11 protein-coding genes and 1 pseudogene are annotated in these 16,313 nt (G+C 49.2%); 3 read left to right on the forward strand and 9 right to left on the reverse strand.

The annotated features are described in order from the left end of the window. Positions 1-76 precede the first annotated feature (76 nt). Positions 77-2,515, forward strand: a complete 2,439-nt coding sequence (locus DW083_RS07830; RefSeq protein WP_122332009.1) for a TonB-dependent receptor — start codon at positions 77-79, stop codon at positions 2,513-2,515. A gap of 493 nt (positions 2,516-3,008) precedes the next feature. Here DW083_RS07830 and rocF read toward each other — a convergent pair whose 3' ends face one another. From rocF to DW083_RS07845, 3 genes are all read right to left on the reverse strand, one after another. Beyond that, entirely contained in the window at positions 3,009-3,905 is an 897-nt protein-coding gene (gene rocF, locus DW083_RS07835) for an arginase (protein ID WP_115500553.1), read from the reverse strand. Positions 3,906-3,911: 6 nt separating this feature from the next. Then, positions 3,912-5,120, reverse strand: a complete 1,209-nt coding sequence (gene rocD / locus DW083_RS07840) for an ornithine--oxo-acid transaminase (RefSeq protein ID WP_122332056.1) — start codon at positions 5,118-5,120, stop codon at positions 3,912-3,914. Positions 5,121-5,346: 226 nt separating this feature from the next. Continuing rightward, complete coding sequence (locus DW083_RS07845) at positions 5,347-6,579, reverse strand: MFS transporter (RefSeq protein WP_122332010.1); 1,233 nt, start codon at positions 6,577-6,579, stop codon at positions 5,347-5,349. A gap of 225 nt (positions 6,580-6,804) precedes the next feature. Here DW083_RS07845 and DW083_RS22630 point away from each other — a divergent pair, with 225 nt between their 5' ends. Together DW083_RS22630 and DW083_RS22635 are read left to right on the forward strand one after the other, a co-directional pair. Further along, on the forward strand, positions 6,805-9,156 hold the full coding sequence (locus tag DW083_RS22630) for a two-component regulator propeller domain-containing protein (protein WP_233551912.1): 2,352 nt from the start codon (positions 6,805-6,807) through the stop codon (positions 9,154-9,156). Further along, positions 9,054-10,766 (forward strand): response regulator, encoded by a 1,713-nt coding sequence (locus DW083_RS22635; protein WP_233551920.1) that lies wholly within the window; start codon positions 9,054-9,056, stop codon positions 10,764-10,766. Before DW083_RS22630 ends, DW083_RS22635 begins: the two co-directional genes overlap by 103 nt. 54 nt (positions 10,767-10,820) lie before the next feature. On the opposite strand, the gene DW083_RS07855 is transcribed toward DW083_RS22635, so the two are convergent. From DW083_RS07855 to DW083_RS07880, 6 genes and pseudogenes are all read right to left on the reverse strand, one after another. Continuing rightward, positions 10,821-11,978, reverse strand: coding sequence for a 1-acyl-sn-glycerol-3-phosphate acyltransferase (locus DW083_RS07855; protein ID WP_122332011.1), 1,158 nt, complete (start codon positions 11,976-11,978; stop codon positions 10,821-10,823). 5 nt (positions 11,979-11,983) lie between these two features. Further along, entirely contained in the window at positions 11,984-12,961 is a 978-nt protein-coding gene (locus tag DW083_RS07860; RefSeq protein ID WP_122332012.1) for a D-alanine--D-alanine ligase, read from the reverse strand. A 2-nt stretch (positions 12,962-12,963) separates the two neighbouring features. Continuing rightward, positions 12,964-14,043 (reverse strand): RluA family pseudouridine synthase, encoded by a 1,080-nt coding sequence (locus tag DW083_RS07865; protein WP_115500558.1) that lies wholly within the window; start codon positions 14,041-14,043, stop codon positions 12,964-12,966. A 2-nt stretch (positions 14,044-14,045) separates the two neighbouring features. Then, positions 14,046-14,677: pseudogene (locus DW083_RS07870) on the reverse strand (PASTA domain-containing protein). A gap of 120 nt (positions 14,678-14,797) precedes the next feature. Beyond that, positions 14,798-14,950 carry a 50S ribosomal protein L34 gene (rpmH, locus tag DW083_RS07875; RefSeq protein WP_005633099.1) on the reverse strand — a complete coding sequence of 51 codons (153 nt, stop codon included), beginning with the start codon at positions 14,948-14,950 and terminating at the stop codon, positions 14,798-14,800. Positions 14,951-15,092: 142 nt separating this feature from the next. Further along, the gene (locus DW083_RS07880; RefSeq protein WP_122332013.1) at positions 15,093-16,058 is read right to left on the reverse strand and encodes a tetratricopeptide repeat protein; all 966 of its coding nucleotides are present in this window, start codon (positions 16,056-16,058) and stop codon (positions 15,093-15,095) included. Between the last annotated feature and the right edge of the window lie 255 nt (positions 16,059-16,313).

The raw sequence follows: 16,313 nt of genomic DNA on the forward strand, positions 1-16,313 counted from the left end.
TAATTTGTCTGTTACTTTTGGCTTGATCCAAAAGTAACCATAACTATTACTACAAATCATTTTAAAAGACAATTCAATGAATAAAATTATTATACTTTTCCTATGCCTTTGCTGTGCCGTTTCGGCAGCGATGGCAGACAACAGCTATGCGATTGATAAAGAAGTGATGAACCCGACAGATGCCAATATTTTCGGGCACGTGGTCGATAAGTCGACCGGTGAACATATGCCGGGAATCACGATCATATTGAAAGGAACGACCATCGGCACGGCAACCGATGATTCCGGACATTATATGTTGAAAAACCTGCCGGAAGGCGAATTTACAGTCGAGGTTTCCTTTATCGGCTTCAAGACGGTAACAAAGAAAGTGAAGACACAAAAAGGCAAAACACAGGAATTGAACTTCGAACTCGAAGAGGACCTGATCTCGCTGGAAGGCGTGGTCGTTTCGGCAAACAGGAACGAGACGAAACGCCGCCTCGCCCCCACCTTGGTCAAGGTGCTCAGCCCGACCATGTTCGAAAAGACGAACTCCACGACATTGGCACAAGGGCTGGTCTTCCAACCGGGCGTACGTGTTGAAAACGATTGCCAAAATTGCGGTTACTCGCAGGTTCGTATCAACGGTATGGAAGGGAAGTACACACAGATACTGATCGACTCCCGTCCGATCTTTTCCGCTTTGGCAGGCGTGTACGGGCTGGAACAGATTCCGGCGAATATGATCGAGCGCGTCGAAGTGATACGTGGAGGCGGTTCCGCCTTGTTCGGCTCATCCGCCATTGCCGGTACGATCAATATTATCACAAAGGAACCGATCCGCAACTCCGGTACTTTCGGACATACGATCTCCAATATGGACGGTTCCGGGGCTTATGACAATAACACGACGCTCAACCTGTCGTGGGTCTCTTCCGACAACAAAATGGGTGCTTACATATACGGGCAAAACCGCTATCGTTCGGCTTGGGATTCGAATGGGGACGGCTTCTCCGAACTGCCTAAGTTGAAGAACCAGACAATCGGGTTCAACGGTTTCTATAAAACCAGCGCCTATTCCAAGCTCAATCTGGAATATCATCACATGGAAGAATTCCGCCGGGGCGGCAGCGGTATGGATTTGCCGCCGCACATCGCTGAAGATGCCGGCCTGAACGGGACAGGTGAAGCCGGCCTTGTCGAACAACTGCAACATTCCATCAATACGGGAAGCCTGAAGTATAACATCTTCACTCCGAACCAGAAACACAACATCAGCCTGTACGCTTCCGGGCAACACATCCACCGCGACAGCTATTACAGCGCCTACGGCCGGACAACGGATTTCACCGGTGTACTGGGCGCTCAATATATCTATAGCTTCGATAAATGCCTGTTCATGCCGGCCGATCTGACCGGGGGTATCGAGTTCAGCCATGACGATCTGGACGACCGTGCGACCGATATGCAGAAATACCGTGATGCCGCTCTGGCTGAAGACCCGACGGCAACGGGACAGCACCTGCAGGAACTGATCGATAAATATACGCCGGCGCCCTTACACCAGATCATCAATATCTGGAGTGCTTATGCACAGAACGAATGGAAGAACGAAAAGTGGAGTTTCCTGATCGGAGGACGTATCGATAAGAACAGCATCATGGATAAAGCCATCTTCAGCCCGCGCGCCAATGTGCGTTATAATCCGACACACGACATAAACCTGCGGTTGAGCTATGCCGAAGGATTCCGCGCCCCGCAGGCTTTCGATGAAGACCTGCATATCAGCAACGTCGGGGGCGACCGCGTTTCCATTGTCCGCTCTCCGAACCTGAAGGAAGAGCGTTCGCGGAGTGTGAACGGCTCAGTGGATTGGTATCATTTCTTCGGGGACTTCCAGTTGAACCTTTTATTTGAAGGCTTTTACACCAAACTGAGTGATCCTTTTGTCCTTTCCGCCCCGGTGGAGGCAGACAACGGATCACTGGTGCAGACCCGCACTAACGGTTCGGGCGCCAAAGTCTATGGAGGGACTCTGGAAGGTAAGATCGCCTACCAGAACAAGGCGCAGCTACAAGCCGGTATCACGGTTCAACGCAGCCTGTACGACAATCCGGAAGAGTGGAGTGCCGACAAAGCGCATCTGACGGATGCCGAACGCAACAGTGACAAGATTCTGCGTACCCCCAATTTGTATGGTTATTTTACAGCTTCCTATACACCGGTAAAACCCTTTACGATTGCCCTGAACGGGAATTACACCGGACGGATGTATGTGCCCCACCTGCTGTCGCAGGTAGACGGGAGGGCAGATGTTTTGGTAAAGAGTCCGGATTTCTTTGAATTGGGTGCCAAACTGAGTTACGACTTCAAACTGACCGCTAACATGACCTTACAGTTAAATGCCGGCGTACAGAATATGTTCAATTCCTATCAAAGCGATTTCGACAGGGGAGCGACACGTGATTCCGGCTATATTTACGGCCCGGGAAGTCCGCGTACTTACTATGCCGGTGCCCGATTCAGTTTTTGACAGATACGAAACAAACAGACCTCGTAGGGGCGGTTCGCGAACCGCCCTCCGTGTCAACAAGTGCAGTACTTCATGGAGCTATAGTGCCGTAAAGGAATGAATAACCCGGCAGATAGAATGAACGATGCGGGATGTGTGCCCCCTCCGTACCTACCCGCTATTCATGTCACAGCCGTGAAACAAAAGAAATCCAATTGTAACATAGAAGGAAGCCAGTTGTGACATGAAAGGAATACAGCCGTAACATGCAATAGAAGACCGATGTTTACCCGTTATTGATTCACTTTTTGCCAGAACTGAACCTGTTTGCATTATCATGGAACACGGATAACACCGATAAAACGGATGACCGCAGATTTGTTTTTTAATAAATAGATCTGTGATCATCTGCCCAATCCGTGTTATCTGTGTTCCATGACAATATTATGGTTCACTATTTCTTATAAGTGTATGGCCTCTTCCAAAGCGATGCCTACCCTTTTTTAGAAATCCCCTACAGCCTGGAGGTTATGTAATCGATGATATCCAGACAGAGTGCCGTCGTCTGGTCATTCACATCGAGTTCGGGATTCAGTTCGACCAGGTCCATCGACTTGATCAGGTTGGTGGAGAGCATATGTTCGACGAAGTCTTTAAACTCGTCCGGCATCAGCCCCTCGCAGACACGTGTGCCCGTGCCGGGAGCAAAGCGGGGATCGATACTGTCCACGTCGATACTGAAATGGACATTGCGTATCTTCCGTTCCTTCAGCTTCCGCTTGATATCTTCGGCGACAAAACCGATGCCTTTCAGGTGGATCGTGTCCATTGTATAGACACTCAACTGCTCGCGCTCGATCAACTCCTGTTCGCCTTCGTCCAGACTGCGGGTACCGACCAGAAAGACGTTCTGCGGATTCACCTTATTGCCGGGAGCATAGACATTCACCAGTTCTTCGCTACCCATCCCCATCAATGCACTGAGCGGCATCCCGTGGATATTGCCGCTCGGAGACGTCTCGCTCGTATTGATATCGCCGTGTGCATCCAGCCAGATGATACCGAAATCGTCGAAACACTTCCCCACTCCGGAAGCGCTGCCTAATCCTAACGAATGGTCGCCGCCGATCACCAGCGGGAAAGCGCCGCCACGCAAGGTGTCATAAACCAGCTCCGCCAGATTATTGTTGACCTCGACAATCGCGTCCAGATATTTCATACTCTGCCCGCGAGCAAACTTATCCGCTTCCGAAACGGACGGGACATACAGATTGCCCAGATCAAAAGCCCGGTGGCCGTTCTTCCGGATCAAAGCCATCAGCCCCCGTTCGCGCAAGTGGTTCGGGGCACGCTCCACTCCCTCGCGGTCGCACCCTAAATTCAGGGGAACTCCTATCACATTTATCTTCATAGGCAATCAGAATTGTGCAAATGTATCTTTTATAATGCCGACAGCCTCCATCATCTGCTCGCGTGTAATCACCAACGGTGGCGTGAAACGGATGATATGGTCGTGCGTCGGCTTGGCAATCAACCCGTTTTCTTTCAGGGCAAGACAGATATCCCAGGCGACCTTGCCTCCGCGCGGTTCGGTCACGACGGCATTCAGCAGCCCCTTGCCCCTCACCTGTTTGATCATCGGGTTGTCGATCCTTTCCATCTCGCTACGGAAAAGGGCACCCATCTCGAATGCGTTTTCCGAAAGATGCTCTTCACGCACCACTTCGAGGGCCGCTATCGCCACACGCGCAGCCAAAGGATTGCCGCCATAGGTGGAACCATGTTCACCCGGAGCGATTGTCAACATGATCTCATCGTTGGCAAAGACTGCCGACACGGGCGTAACGCCGCCCGACAAGGCTTTACCCAAAATCAAAATATCGGGATGAACGGCCTCATAATCACAGGCAAGCAACTTACCCGTCCGTCCGATGCCGGTCTGGATCTCATCGGCGATAAAGAGTACATGATGTTGCCGGCACAGCTCATAGCAAGCACGCAGATATCCGTCGTCGGGAACAACCACACCGGCCTCTCCCTGTATTGGTTCCAGCAGGAAGCCGACCACGTCGGGGTCTTTCAATGCCTCTTCCAACTCTGCCACATTATTATATTGTACTTTGATAAAACCGGGCGTATAGGGTCCGAAGTCTGCGTACGAACTGGGGTCCGTACTCATGGATATGATCGTGATGGTACGTCCGTGGAAGTTCTCGCTGCAAACGATAATCTTAGCCCGTTCAGGAGCAATCCCTTTTACCCGATATCCCCAGCGACGTACCAGTTTCAAAGCGGTTTCGACCGCTTCGGCACCGGTATTCATAGGCAGCAGCTTGTCATACCCGAAGAACTTACAGGCGAACTCCATATACTCGCCCAGCACATCGGCGTGGAAAGCACGCGACACTAACGTCAGTTGTTGCGCCTGATCGGTCAGCGCCTTAATGATCTTCGGATGGCAATGCCCCTGGCTCAGGGCGGAATAACCGGACAGGAAGTCAAAATAACGTTTTCCTTCCACGTCCCAAACATAAACGCCTTCTCCCTTTTGGAGAACGACAGGCAGGGGATGATAGTTGTGTGCACCATACTTCCCCTCGCGGGTGATGTAATCTTCCGGTCTCATCTTCATTCAGATTTAAAATTAGCAGACTGTAAGCGTTTCCTACGTCCATGAGCCAAAGGTAAGAAATTACGCTAACACATTGTCACCAAAACATATATGTTAAGAAACACAAATACAGAAGAAGGGACGACTGTTATGTCATCCCTTCTTAAAAAATGTGGCGTGATAATATATGAATCTTGAGAATTAAAAGGTTTGATAAAATTATTACTTTATTACTCTATTGTTATTTATTAGTCTTTAATGCTACCGGTTTGAATAATAAGGCAAACAGGATCAATAATATGAATGAGAATATTGTCGAAATAGCGAAGACAACGGGCCAGTCGCACTTATCCCCGTCGCGGAAAAGACCGATCAGCCAACCGTTCCAGAGCGTCCCGATCAGAAAGCCGATGCCCCATACCAGGAAGAAAAGCAACCCTTGCGCCTGCGCCTTCATTTCTTTGGGCGCCACATTATCCGTATAGACCTGGCCACCCACGAAGAAGAGACCGAAAATCAATCCGTGCACAATAATTCCAATATAATAGAACCACTGTTGCCCGGTTTCCGCACCGAGATAGAACGATGCATAACGGACCACCAGGGCGATCATACCGAATATCAGGGTATTCTTGATCCCGGACTTGATCAATATCCAAGTGGTAATGACGAGGAAGAACATCTCGGCTAACTGCCCGAGGTTCAGCGTCACGGTTATATTCTGTACCTGTTCGTCGGCCAAGATCATCGAACCATATACATGGTACAGATTGAACGGGATAATCGCCAGGAACGTCAGGATCATAAAGGCGCGGTAATTCTTATCTTTCATCAGCGAGAAAGCGCTGAATCCGGTGATATCCATAACCGAGATACCGGCACTCTTATCAACCGAAGGAGGCGTATGCGGAAGTCTCAGGTTCAGAAGGGCAGCGATGAAACAGACGGCGGCACCGCAATACATCGGCAAGTTCGTATCGTCGAAAGCCGGAAGATGCATCACATGGAGCGCGATCACACTGAAGATACCCGAAGCGACCCACCCCACCGAACCGAACATACGGATACGCGGGAACTGCTCCGAAGGCGTATGGCTCATGGCAATCGTACTGGTCAGGCTCTGCGTCGGCATGTGGCAAAGCATCGCTAACACCACGAATGTCATCAACGGGGCAAACGAATCCTGCTGTGCGGCAAAAAGCAAAAAGACACCGGTTAGTATATTCAGTACGGCCAATATCTTCTCCGCCGCAAAATAACGGTCGGCAATCGCACCGATAAAGGAAGAAGCCATCGCACCGATCGCCATCGCACTCAACACTAACGACACCTGGTAAACCTCCAGCTTTAGCGTATGGGAAAGATAAGCGGCCAGCGGAACCCACCATACGGCACTCAGCATATACTGCATAAACATCATCGTGCAGAGCTGAACTTTTGTTCCGAATCCTTGTTTTGAAGTAAGAGTGTTCATATGATTATTAGAATAAAAGGTTTCTACGACCTGTGTTTTTACATGATACAAATGTAGAGATTCCCTCAGGCCGGTTTGTCCGACCTTGTTGCAATCTTTCCCGTATTTATCTCATTCTCTGCGAATATCACCCCTATTGAGATGATTTATGAAATCCGTGATACAATAAATGAAAACCCATACTGCATTTTTCCGTATCTTTCGCCCATAATAGCAAAATCGCATATGAAGTACCTCAAGTTAATCTTATCAATCCTATTTATATTTTGTCTCACCCGGACATACGCCGACGACAGCAACTACCTTTTCCGCCATTACCAGGTCGAAAACGGGCTTAGCGACAATATGGCGACCTGCTGCGTGCAGGACGGAAAAGGATATGTCTGGATCGGGACGCGGGACGGTCTGAACCGCTTCGACGGCTACACCTTCAAAGTCTTCCGTAACGACCCCGACGAAACCGAGACGTTGGGAAGCAACTGGATCACCTGCCTGGGATGCGACCACGACGGCAACCTGTGGGTCGGGACGCTTTCGGGCCTTTACCAATATAATGACGAGAAGGAATCATTCCGGCATATCGCCTTTACCGCAGACAAGGGCATCGACATTTTCCAGTTCGACAAGGAGAACAAGCTTTGGATACTGATGGATGGAAACCTGATCCAGTATAACACGGAAGACAACCAGTTCCGTATCTTCTCCTCCGAGAATAACCAGAATTACACCTCGTTCTGCATCACCCGCGAGAACAATATCTGGATCGGAAGCTCGGACGGCCATATCATGTTGCTGAATCCGGAAGATGAGACAACGGAGGCTTATAATGTATTCACCCATTCTTCCCCGAACACACCCCGGAAGCTGTCCATGCTCTACCCCTCGCCAACAAACGACCGTATCTACATTGCTTTCGAGCACGACGACGTCAAGATATTCGATCCTGCGACATGCGACTACCAGGACCTCAACATCCAAAAGATCAACCAGCTTACGATCCTGATCAACAGCTTTCTGGAAAAAGACGCCAATGAGCTGTGGGTCGGAACGGATTCCGGACTGTTCATTTATAAGATCGACACCGGAGAATGTACCCGCATACGGCAGGACCCGTTGGACCCGTACGCCCTGTCGAGCCATTTCATCTCGGCCTTCTGCCGGGACAGGGAAAACGGCATCTGGATTTGTTTCCACCAAAACGGCCTCAACTATTATTCTCCCTTCCGCCCATTCCACGTACACTATCCCTGGGACGGGCAGCACTCGATGAAGGGGGAAGTGATCCGGGATATCTGTACCGACGTATATGGGAATATATGGGTCGGGACGGAAGATGCCGGCATCAACTGTCTGGAAAAGAAAACCGGGACCTTCACCAACTACCAGCCGGTACCGGGAGGCAACGGACTGTCGCACACCAATATCCGGGGATTGGCCGCATCGGGCGACCGGCTCTGGATCGGACATGTCATCCACGGCATCGACCTGATGGATATCAAGACGCGGAAAGTGATCAAACACTACAACCTGTTGAAAGATTCGGTAACAGTGAAAAACAGTGCCATACGCTGCATCAAAGTCTCGCAGGAAGGACAAATATATGTCGGCACCGATGACGGCGTGTATAAATACGACTTCCTGAACGACCGTTTCCTCTACGCCCCGCAGTTTCCGCCTTTCGCGGTGAATTGTATCTACGAAGACCGCCTGGGCAGAATCTGGACCGGTATGTTCAACCGCAGTTTCTACTATAACCCGATCAGTAATTCCGGCATGTACCTGCCATACGACAAGCTGAACACACAACGGCACAACTTCGTGAACGACGCCTGCGAAGACAAAGATGGCAACATGTGGTTTGCAACCGTGGAAGGCGTAATCAAATATGATTTCCAGACAGGCGAATCCCTGCACTACACCGTAAAGAACGGCATGCCCAGCAACGTCGCCTTCCGTATCCTGCGTGACGAGAACGAGCATATGTGGATCAGTACGGCAAACGGCCTGGTCAGCCTCGAACCCGGAACGGGGAAAATCACGACCTACACCGAGTCGCATGGGTTGATCACCCGCCAGTTCAACGACAACTCGGCTTTCAAAGATAATGAAGGGACTTTCTACTTCGGCTCCGTAAAAGGTTTCATCCACTTCAATCCGTCCGAAGTCATTCCGACCGCCGAAATGATGAATGTGCACCTGGGTAGCCTGGAAATCCAGAATGAAGAAAGCGAGAAACGGATTATCAACTGTTCCGCCGAATCGGAGCCGAAGAAAATCACGCTGACACACAAACAGTCCACCTTCAGCATCAACTTCTCCGCCCTCAATTTCATCGCGCCCAAATCCATCCAATATTCATACCGGATGGGTAATACGGAATGGATTCCCATAGGCGAACGTAACACGGTCTATTTCACGGAGCTACATCCGGGCGATTATACCTTCGAGGTACGTGCCGCCAACCTGTCGAATACGTGGAGCGACACGCCGACACGGCTAAATATAACCGTCTTGCCGCCCTGGTGGGCTTCGAATGCAGCCTATGCTCCTACATCGGCATCATACTCGCCATTATAGCCGGGTCGTTCTGGTCCTGGCGGCTGAAGACCAAACGGGCGATGGCCTACAATATGCAGTTGTTCGAAGACCAAAAAGAAAAGGAGCTGTATCAGGCAAAGATAGACTTCTTTATCAATATCGCCCACGAGATCCGCACACCGCTCACCCTGATCAAGAATCCGCTCGAACGGCTCCTGAAATCCGATAAGATCGGTGAGAAGGAAAGCAAGTCCCTGACACTGATGGACAAAAACGTATCGCGCCTTCTGTCGCTGGTCAACCAACTGTTGGACTTCCGCAAAACGGAGATAGAAGGATATCGCCTCAGCTTCGTCCGGACGGAGATCGTCACGCTCCTGACCGAGACTGCCAAACGCTTCCAGGAATCGGCTACGGCAAACGGCCTGTTGCTGAACCTCGACCTGTCGCTATCCGAACTTTATGTATTTGTAGATAAGGAAGCGATTACCAAGATATTCAGCAACCTGTTCTCCAATGCGATCAAATATGCGGCAGGCAGTATCATCGTTCGCCTGCAGCTCGCACCCGACTACGAGACATTCACGATCGACTTTATCAACGACGGCAAGCCGATCCCCGCTGAAATAGGGGAAAAGATATTCGAACCTTTCTACCGGATAGCAGGAGATGCCGGCAGCAAGCCCGGTACAGGACTCGGACTGCCCTTAGCGCGTTCGCTGGCGGAGATGCATAACGGCACCCTTCAACTGGCGAAGTTTGCCGATGGCCCGTCCATGACCATGTTCCGCCTGACCTTGCCGGTCAAGCTGCCGGAATCCATCAAACAGACGGAAGAAGAGGTAACGGCACAGGCCACGCCACAACGGACAGACTTCATCCACGATGAATCGCGCCCGACAATCCTGATCGTTGAAGACAATAAGGAAATGGCAACTTTCATTGCCGACGAAGTCAACCAGTTGTATAACGTAACGCTGGCCGGGAACGGAGCGGAAGCGATCGGACTGTTGAAGAAACATAGCATCCAACTTATTATCAGCGATGTGATGATGCCTGTAATGGACGGTTTCGCCCTGCTGAAGGAAGTAAAGACAGATATAGAATTCAGCCATATCCCGGTCATCCTGCTGACGGCCAAGAACACGATGCAGTCGCGCCTCGAAGGATTGGAGTTAGGGGCGGACGCTTATCTGGACAAACCTTTCTCGACCAGCCTGCTGATGGCACAGATATCCAACCTGATCTCGAACCGCGACAACATACGCAAGTTCTATTTCAACTCCCCGATTGCCAATATGAAATCGATGGCATACACAAAGGCGGATGAAAACTTCCTCGAAAAGCTGAACGAGATTATCAACGAGCATATCGGCAACCCCAACCTGGACGTAAACATGATTGCCGACCTGATGCACCTCAGCCGTCCGACCCTGTACCGGAAAATCCGCGCCATCTCCGATCTGACACCCAACGAACTGATCAAGATCAGCCGTCTGAAAAAAGCGGCCGAACTCCTGATACAAGGAAACATGAAGATATACGAGATATCCGAAGCAACCGGTTTCAGTTCCCAGTCCTATTTCTGGTCCGCCTTCATCAAACAGTTCGGCATGAGCCCGTCGAATTATGCGAAAGAGAATAAGTAATAACAAAAGACGGATTATATCGACCCGTGCCTTTTTTGTTATTACTACTTGTTCTTACTCCTGGTTAGCCAGGAAATTCTTCAGCGGATTTGTGTACATTTCCAGCATCTTTGTACGCAGGAATGCTTCATCCTTATTCGGTAATACGATTTTATCCAACTGGCCTTGCAGGTATTCTTCAAACTGCTTCTTATCCTTTAAGCCGTAGTGTTCGCTGAAACGGTGCGTTCCGGTCAGCATATCATAAGCTACATAATTGCAGGGATAAAAACGGTAATGTTTATAAATCTCCTTGTCGATAATAGTAGCAACAGCATTGATCAGTTCATTCTTCTCCATATTCGGGTCCAACCGGGCAAGCTGGTCGTTAATCGGTTGAGTCAGGGTGAAGTGGACACGTCCCTTGTTATTCAGAATACCGGTCTCCATACTCAACAGGTCGTCACGCTGGCACTTTACAAACTCGGGATCGTCGCGTTTCTGCTGAAATTCCTTTGCTTTCAGGAAGTCGCAAGGGTCGAACTCGTAAGATATCGCTACCGGGAAGATATTCAGATCCATCAAGTTCGACAGAAAATCCTTGTCGCCGCTCATGTTCAACATCTTCAGGATACTGCCCTGCGTACGGTCGTCGGAATCCTTGGCGCGGCCTTCACGCTGCGCAATCCAGACAGACTCTTTCGTCTCGGTGATCGTATGCCGGATATAAGCGGAAAGCACCTTGCTCACTTCCAACATCTGGCGCACCGGGATATTACGTTTGACAATAAAGCTGTTGTTCAGGCGTACCAACGTCTCGATCCAGGGACGGATCAACAGGTTATTACCAATGGCTACCTGTGTCATTCCATAACCCACATCATACAGCATGACATTCAGGAATGAAGCATCCAACACGATGTCGCGGTGGTTAGAAATAAAGGTACAAGGCTTTTTATCCTTCGGTAAACGGCTACGGCCGGAAATCGTCAGCGAGAAAGTGGTCTTGTTTGCCACTAACATAACTGCCTCATACGCCAATTTAGACTTAAAGTCTTCTTTCGTCTTAAAGGAGCGCATGGTTTCGGAAAACTCTTTCCAGTTCACATCCGGCTCTATATACCGAAAGGCCCGCTCGAAATCTTCGTTGGCAACAAGCGATTCGATCGCATCTTTTACCTCGTCGTTATTCAGCGGACGAATATCGTCAAAATTATTAATCGGAACTTCCATATCTTTTAGTTAAACTCGTTTTCTATAATATCAGTCATTACATCTTTTATATCCAGACCGGCAGCCCGTATTTGCTGCGGGATAAAACTGGTCGCCGTCATGCCGGGAGTGGTATTGATTTCGAGCAGTTTCGGTTCACCGTCTGCCGGAATAATATAATCCACACGGATCAGGCCTTTGGCGCCCAATATATCGTATATTCTTGATGTCTCGCGTTGTACCTTTTCTGTTAGTTCTGCAGAAATGCGGGCCGGTGTAATCTCCTGCACCTGGCCGTTATACTTGGCGTCGAAATCGAAGAACTCATTATCCGTTACGACTTCGGTAAGCGGGAACACGACTTCCTTTTCCGCTGTCTTATAGCAACCGCACGTCACCTCGGTCCCCTCGATAAAACTTTCGATGACCACTTCGCGCCCTTCGCCGAAAGCCTTCTCGATAGCCGGCCGGATCGCCGAAGCCTCTTTCACTTTCGTCACTCCGAAGCTGCTACCGCCATCGTTCGGTTTGACAAAAACCGGAAGCCCGAGGCTGCCGACCACTTCTTCGTCCGTAACCGTCTGTCCTTTGAACAAATGTATGGAACGGGCAATATTGACACCGAATCCTTTCAGATAGTGATTGCAGGCGAACTTATTGAAAGTAAGCGCACTCACAAACATTCCGCAAGAAGAATAAGGCATTCCGATCATATCAAAATAACCCTGCAGGCGTCCGTCTTCTCCCGGAGTACCGTGAATCGTAATATAAGCAAAATCAAAATGTTTAACCTCGCCATTCTCGCGGAAACTGAAATCGTTTTTATCTATTGGCGTATGTTCCCCTCCGGGAAGTTTCACTGCCCATTCGTTTCTTTTAACGATGGCAATATATACATTATATTTGTCTTTATCAAGAAAAGAGTAGATTCCTTCAGCACTTTTTAAAGAAATAACAATTTCGGAGGAATCACCTCCGGCTACAATAGCAATGTTCCTTTTCATCTTTATAGTTCTTTAGTATTTGCATATACGCGCCATTTATCGATCAATGCAGTCATGTCGGCAGGTATTTCGGAATCAAAAAACATTTCCTCGCCTGTAGTCGGATGGACAAAACCTAACGTCTTGGCATGAAGCGCCTGACGGGGACAAATGGCAAAACAGTTATCGATAAACTGTTTATATTTAGAAGAGGTTGTTCCTTTCAATATCTCATTTCCGCCATAACGTTCGTCGTTGAACAGGGTATGGCCGATATATTTCATGTGGACGCGGATCTGGTGCGTACGTCCTGTCTCGAGACGGCATTTCACCAGCGTGACATAGCCTAAGCGTTCCTGTACGGAATAGTGCGTAACGGCCGTCTTGCCCTGATCTCCTTCGGGAAACACGATCATCTGCATGCGGTCACGGGGGTTGCGGCCGATGTTGCCTTCGATCCGGCCTTCGTCTTCACGCACGATGCCCCACACTAATGCACGGTATTCGCGTTTGGTTGTCTTATGGAAAAACTGCATGCTGAGATGCGCCTTTGCCTCCGGCTTTTTGGCGACAACAAGCAGTCCGGATGTGTCTTTATCGATGCGGTGCACGAGTCCCAGCGCGGGATCGTTCGGATCGTACGTAGGATCATCCTTCAGATACCAGGCAAGGGCATTCACCAACGTGCCTGTATAGTTTCCGTGTCCGGGATGCACCACGAGTCCCGCCGGCTTATCCACCACTAACAGGTCGTCATCTTCGTACACGATTTTAATCGGAATATTTTCAGGGAGAATCTCAAAGGTCCGAGGAGGCCGTGTCATCATGATCGTCACGACATCTTCCGGCTTCACCCGGTAATTACTCTTCACCGGCTTACCGTTCGCCATGATACAACCGGCATCGGCGGCCGACTGTATCCGGTTCCTTGTAGCCCCAAACATGCGGTCGACCAGGAATTTGTCCACACGCAACAACGACTGTCCGCGATCGGCAACGAAGCGGAAGTGTTCATACAGTTGAGGGGCCTTATCTTCGCCCTCTTCCGGCTGCAACAGGTCGTCTACCTGTTCATCATCCATTTCGTCCAAAAACTCATCCATAGTTAAAACCAGTTTTCTTCTTCACTATCCAACGATTCGACCGGAACACTGTCGTCCGGCAACCCGAGCGAGTCTGCCGGCATCTCTGCATCGCCGCTGCTGACCTTCAGGACCAGCGGAGCGGTAAGCGGCACGTGTTCGCCCTTTTGGAGCGTACGTCCGTTCAGTTCGACACTCAGAGCCAAGTCTTTAAAATCACCGGGCACATATTCGATCTCGATCTTTTCAAATCCGCAGGCACGGAGAATGGCATAAGCCTGCCGGAAAGAGAGTCTTCCACTTCCGGAATCGTCGCCATTTGCGAGGTAAGCGCGTTCACCGTGATGAACACGATACGTCCTTCTTTCACTTTCGAGCCGGCCATCGGCACAAGCTCGACAATCGCACCCGGCTTCACATCTTTAGAAAAGACGGAGTCGATCACGTTATAGCGTAAATTACTATTCTTGAAAAATTCAGCGGCTTCTTCGATTCTCAGTCCTTTGACATCCGGCACCACAACAGCCTCATTGTGCCGGGTGTACGAGTCGAGCCACTTCAGTGTTCCGAATACCAGAGCACAGGCTACGACGACAGCCAGCAACAAATTTAAGACGTACGGATTTTTTATCAGCTTAACTAAAAAGTCTTTCATTTCTATCTTGTATTTGTAGGCGGGTCAAAAGTAGAAAACAAAGCCGTTAAAACAAAGAAAGTAAAGGCTTTTTAGTAAAAACCTCTACTTTCTTTATGAAAAATCTTCAAACGGAAAGAATTATCCGTTGTATTCGTCAGAAACTGTTAATTTAGCTCTTCCTTTAGCACGACGAGAAGCTAATACTCTGCGGCCATTAGCTGTAGCCATTCTTGAACGGAAGCCGTGCTTGTTCTTTCTTTTCCGGTTGGAAGGTTGAAATGTTCTTTTCATCTTTCTGTATATTATTTATTATTATCTTATTCTCATACCAATTTGGGCTGCAAAGATAGAGGCTTTTTTTTAATAAACAAAGAGTTGCCTCAAAAAACTTTCAGCAAACGACAACCGCACCTTGCTTGAAAACGGAAGGCAGTTAAAATATCCCTCCCTTATACATATCATTAAAGTTCGTATGCTGTCCCTCCAACTTCTGCGCTTCGTCACCTTCGGGATTCAGTTCGATCGACTTCTTCAGGTCTTCGAAAGCGCCTTCCTTATCACCTTTCAGGTTCTTGGCGCGACCACGTTCGGCATACGCTTTGGCAAATTCGGGTTTCAGGTCGATCATTTCGTCAAAGAAAGAGATGGCTTCATCCAAACGCTCCTGCGCGATCAGCAGATTGCCGGTCAACAAGGCGGCTTCGTCGTTGAAGGGATTCAGCTCCAATGTATTCTGATAGTCGGCAGCAGCGGCATCCAAGTTTCCCATTGCTTCATGAATACGGCCTCTCAGCAGATAAGTCGTTTCTTCTTCGGGGGCCAGCTCGATCGCCTTTTCGACATCGGGAAGCGCCTCGGCTGCCTGCGACATAGATAATAATATCTGGGCACGCATCAGGTAGGCGTCCGTAAAATCTTCTTTCAAGGCAATAGCTTTCGTCAGGTCGGCAATCGCACCCAGCGGATCGGCGGTGGTCCGTTTTGCCTTCCCCATCAGAAACCATGCCAGGTGGTTCGTATCTTCCAGTTCGAGGACATGCTGGCAATCAGCAATCACATCGGCATCTTTATCCAACATAAAAAGCACGCTTACCCTTGTCAGACGCGTATTGATATGGTCGGGTTCCAGCTCGACCATCCGGTTCAGCACTCCGAGCGCATCTTCCGCCTTATTTGCAACCGTATAGGCAGCAACCAGATAAGTCATCGTCTCAAAATCCTCCTGCAGGTTCAATGCCTCGGTAAAACATTTGATTGCATACGCCACCTGCCCCATCTTTTGGGCACGGACACCGTCGTATTTCAATATATCGAATTTCTTCTGATCACTCTTTGCTTTTTCCTCCTCCGGCGTTGCAGCCTTGGATGACGAGAATAAAGATGTAAAAAAGTTTCCCATAACGTCTTGCTATTAGTTTCGAACGGCAAAGATATAAAAAATAATGAACCTGTAAATGATGATTTATCGGTGCATCACTATGTTTGTATTACCGGACGCAGATTTCGCAGACGACGCAGACGAACGCAGATCATTTATTGTTTCAAATATGTCAAGTTTTAAACTTCCTGCAAACCTGACGAATATACAATAACCCCCTTTTTCAGCCATTTTTCTATTTCATCCGAAATCTTGATCCATTTTGGATTGACTCTT

Source organism: Parabacteroides sp. AF48-14 (assembly GCF_003477465.1).
Classification (GTDB): domain Bacteria; phylum Bacteroidota; class Bacteroidia; order Bacteroidales; family Tannerellaceae; genus Parabacteroides; species Parabacteroides acidifaciens.

Excerpts from the sequence above, each read along its gene's own strand:
- DW083_RS07830 (WP_122332009.1), top strand. The coding sequence starts at position 77 with ATGAATAAAATTATTATACTTTTCCTATGCCTTTGCTGTGCCGTTTCG.
- rocF (WP_115500553.1), bottom strand. The coding sequence starts at position 3,905 with ATGAAGATAAATGTGATAGGAGTTCCCCTGAATTTAGGGTGCGACCGC.
- rocD (WP_122332056.1), bottom strand. The coding sequence starts at position 5,120 with ATGAGACCGGAAGATTACATCACCCGCGAGGGGAAGTATGGTGCACAC.
- DW083_RS07845 (WP_122332010.1), bottom strand. The coding sequence starts at position 6,579 with ATGAACACTCTTACTTCAAAACAAGGATTCGGAACAAAAGTTCAGCTC.
- DW083_RS22630 (WP_233551912.1), top strand. The coding sequence starts at position 6,805 with ATGAAGTACCTCAAGTTAATCTTATCAATCCTATTTATATTTTGTCTC.
- DW083_RS07855 (WP_122332011.1), bottom strand. The coding sequence starts at position 11,978 with ATGGAAGTTCCGATTAATAATTTTGACGATATTCGTCCGCTGAATAAC.
- DW083_RS07860 (WP_122332012.1), bottom strand. The coding sequence starts at position 12,961 with ATGAAAAGGAACATTGCTATTGTAGCCGGAGGTGATTCCTCCGAAATT.
- DW083_RS07865 (WP_115500558.1), bottom strand. The coding sequence starts at position 14,043 with ATGGATGAGTTTTTGGACGAAATGGATGATGAACAGGTAGACGACCTG.
- rpmH (WP_005633099.1), bottom strand. The coding sequence starts at position 14,950 with ATGAAAAGAACATTTCAACCTTCCAACCGGAAAAGAAAGAACAAGCAC.
- DW083_RS07880 (WP_122332013.1), bottom strand. The coding sequence starts at position 16,058 with ATGGGAAACTTTTTTACATCTTTATTCTCGTCATCCAAGGCTGCAACG.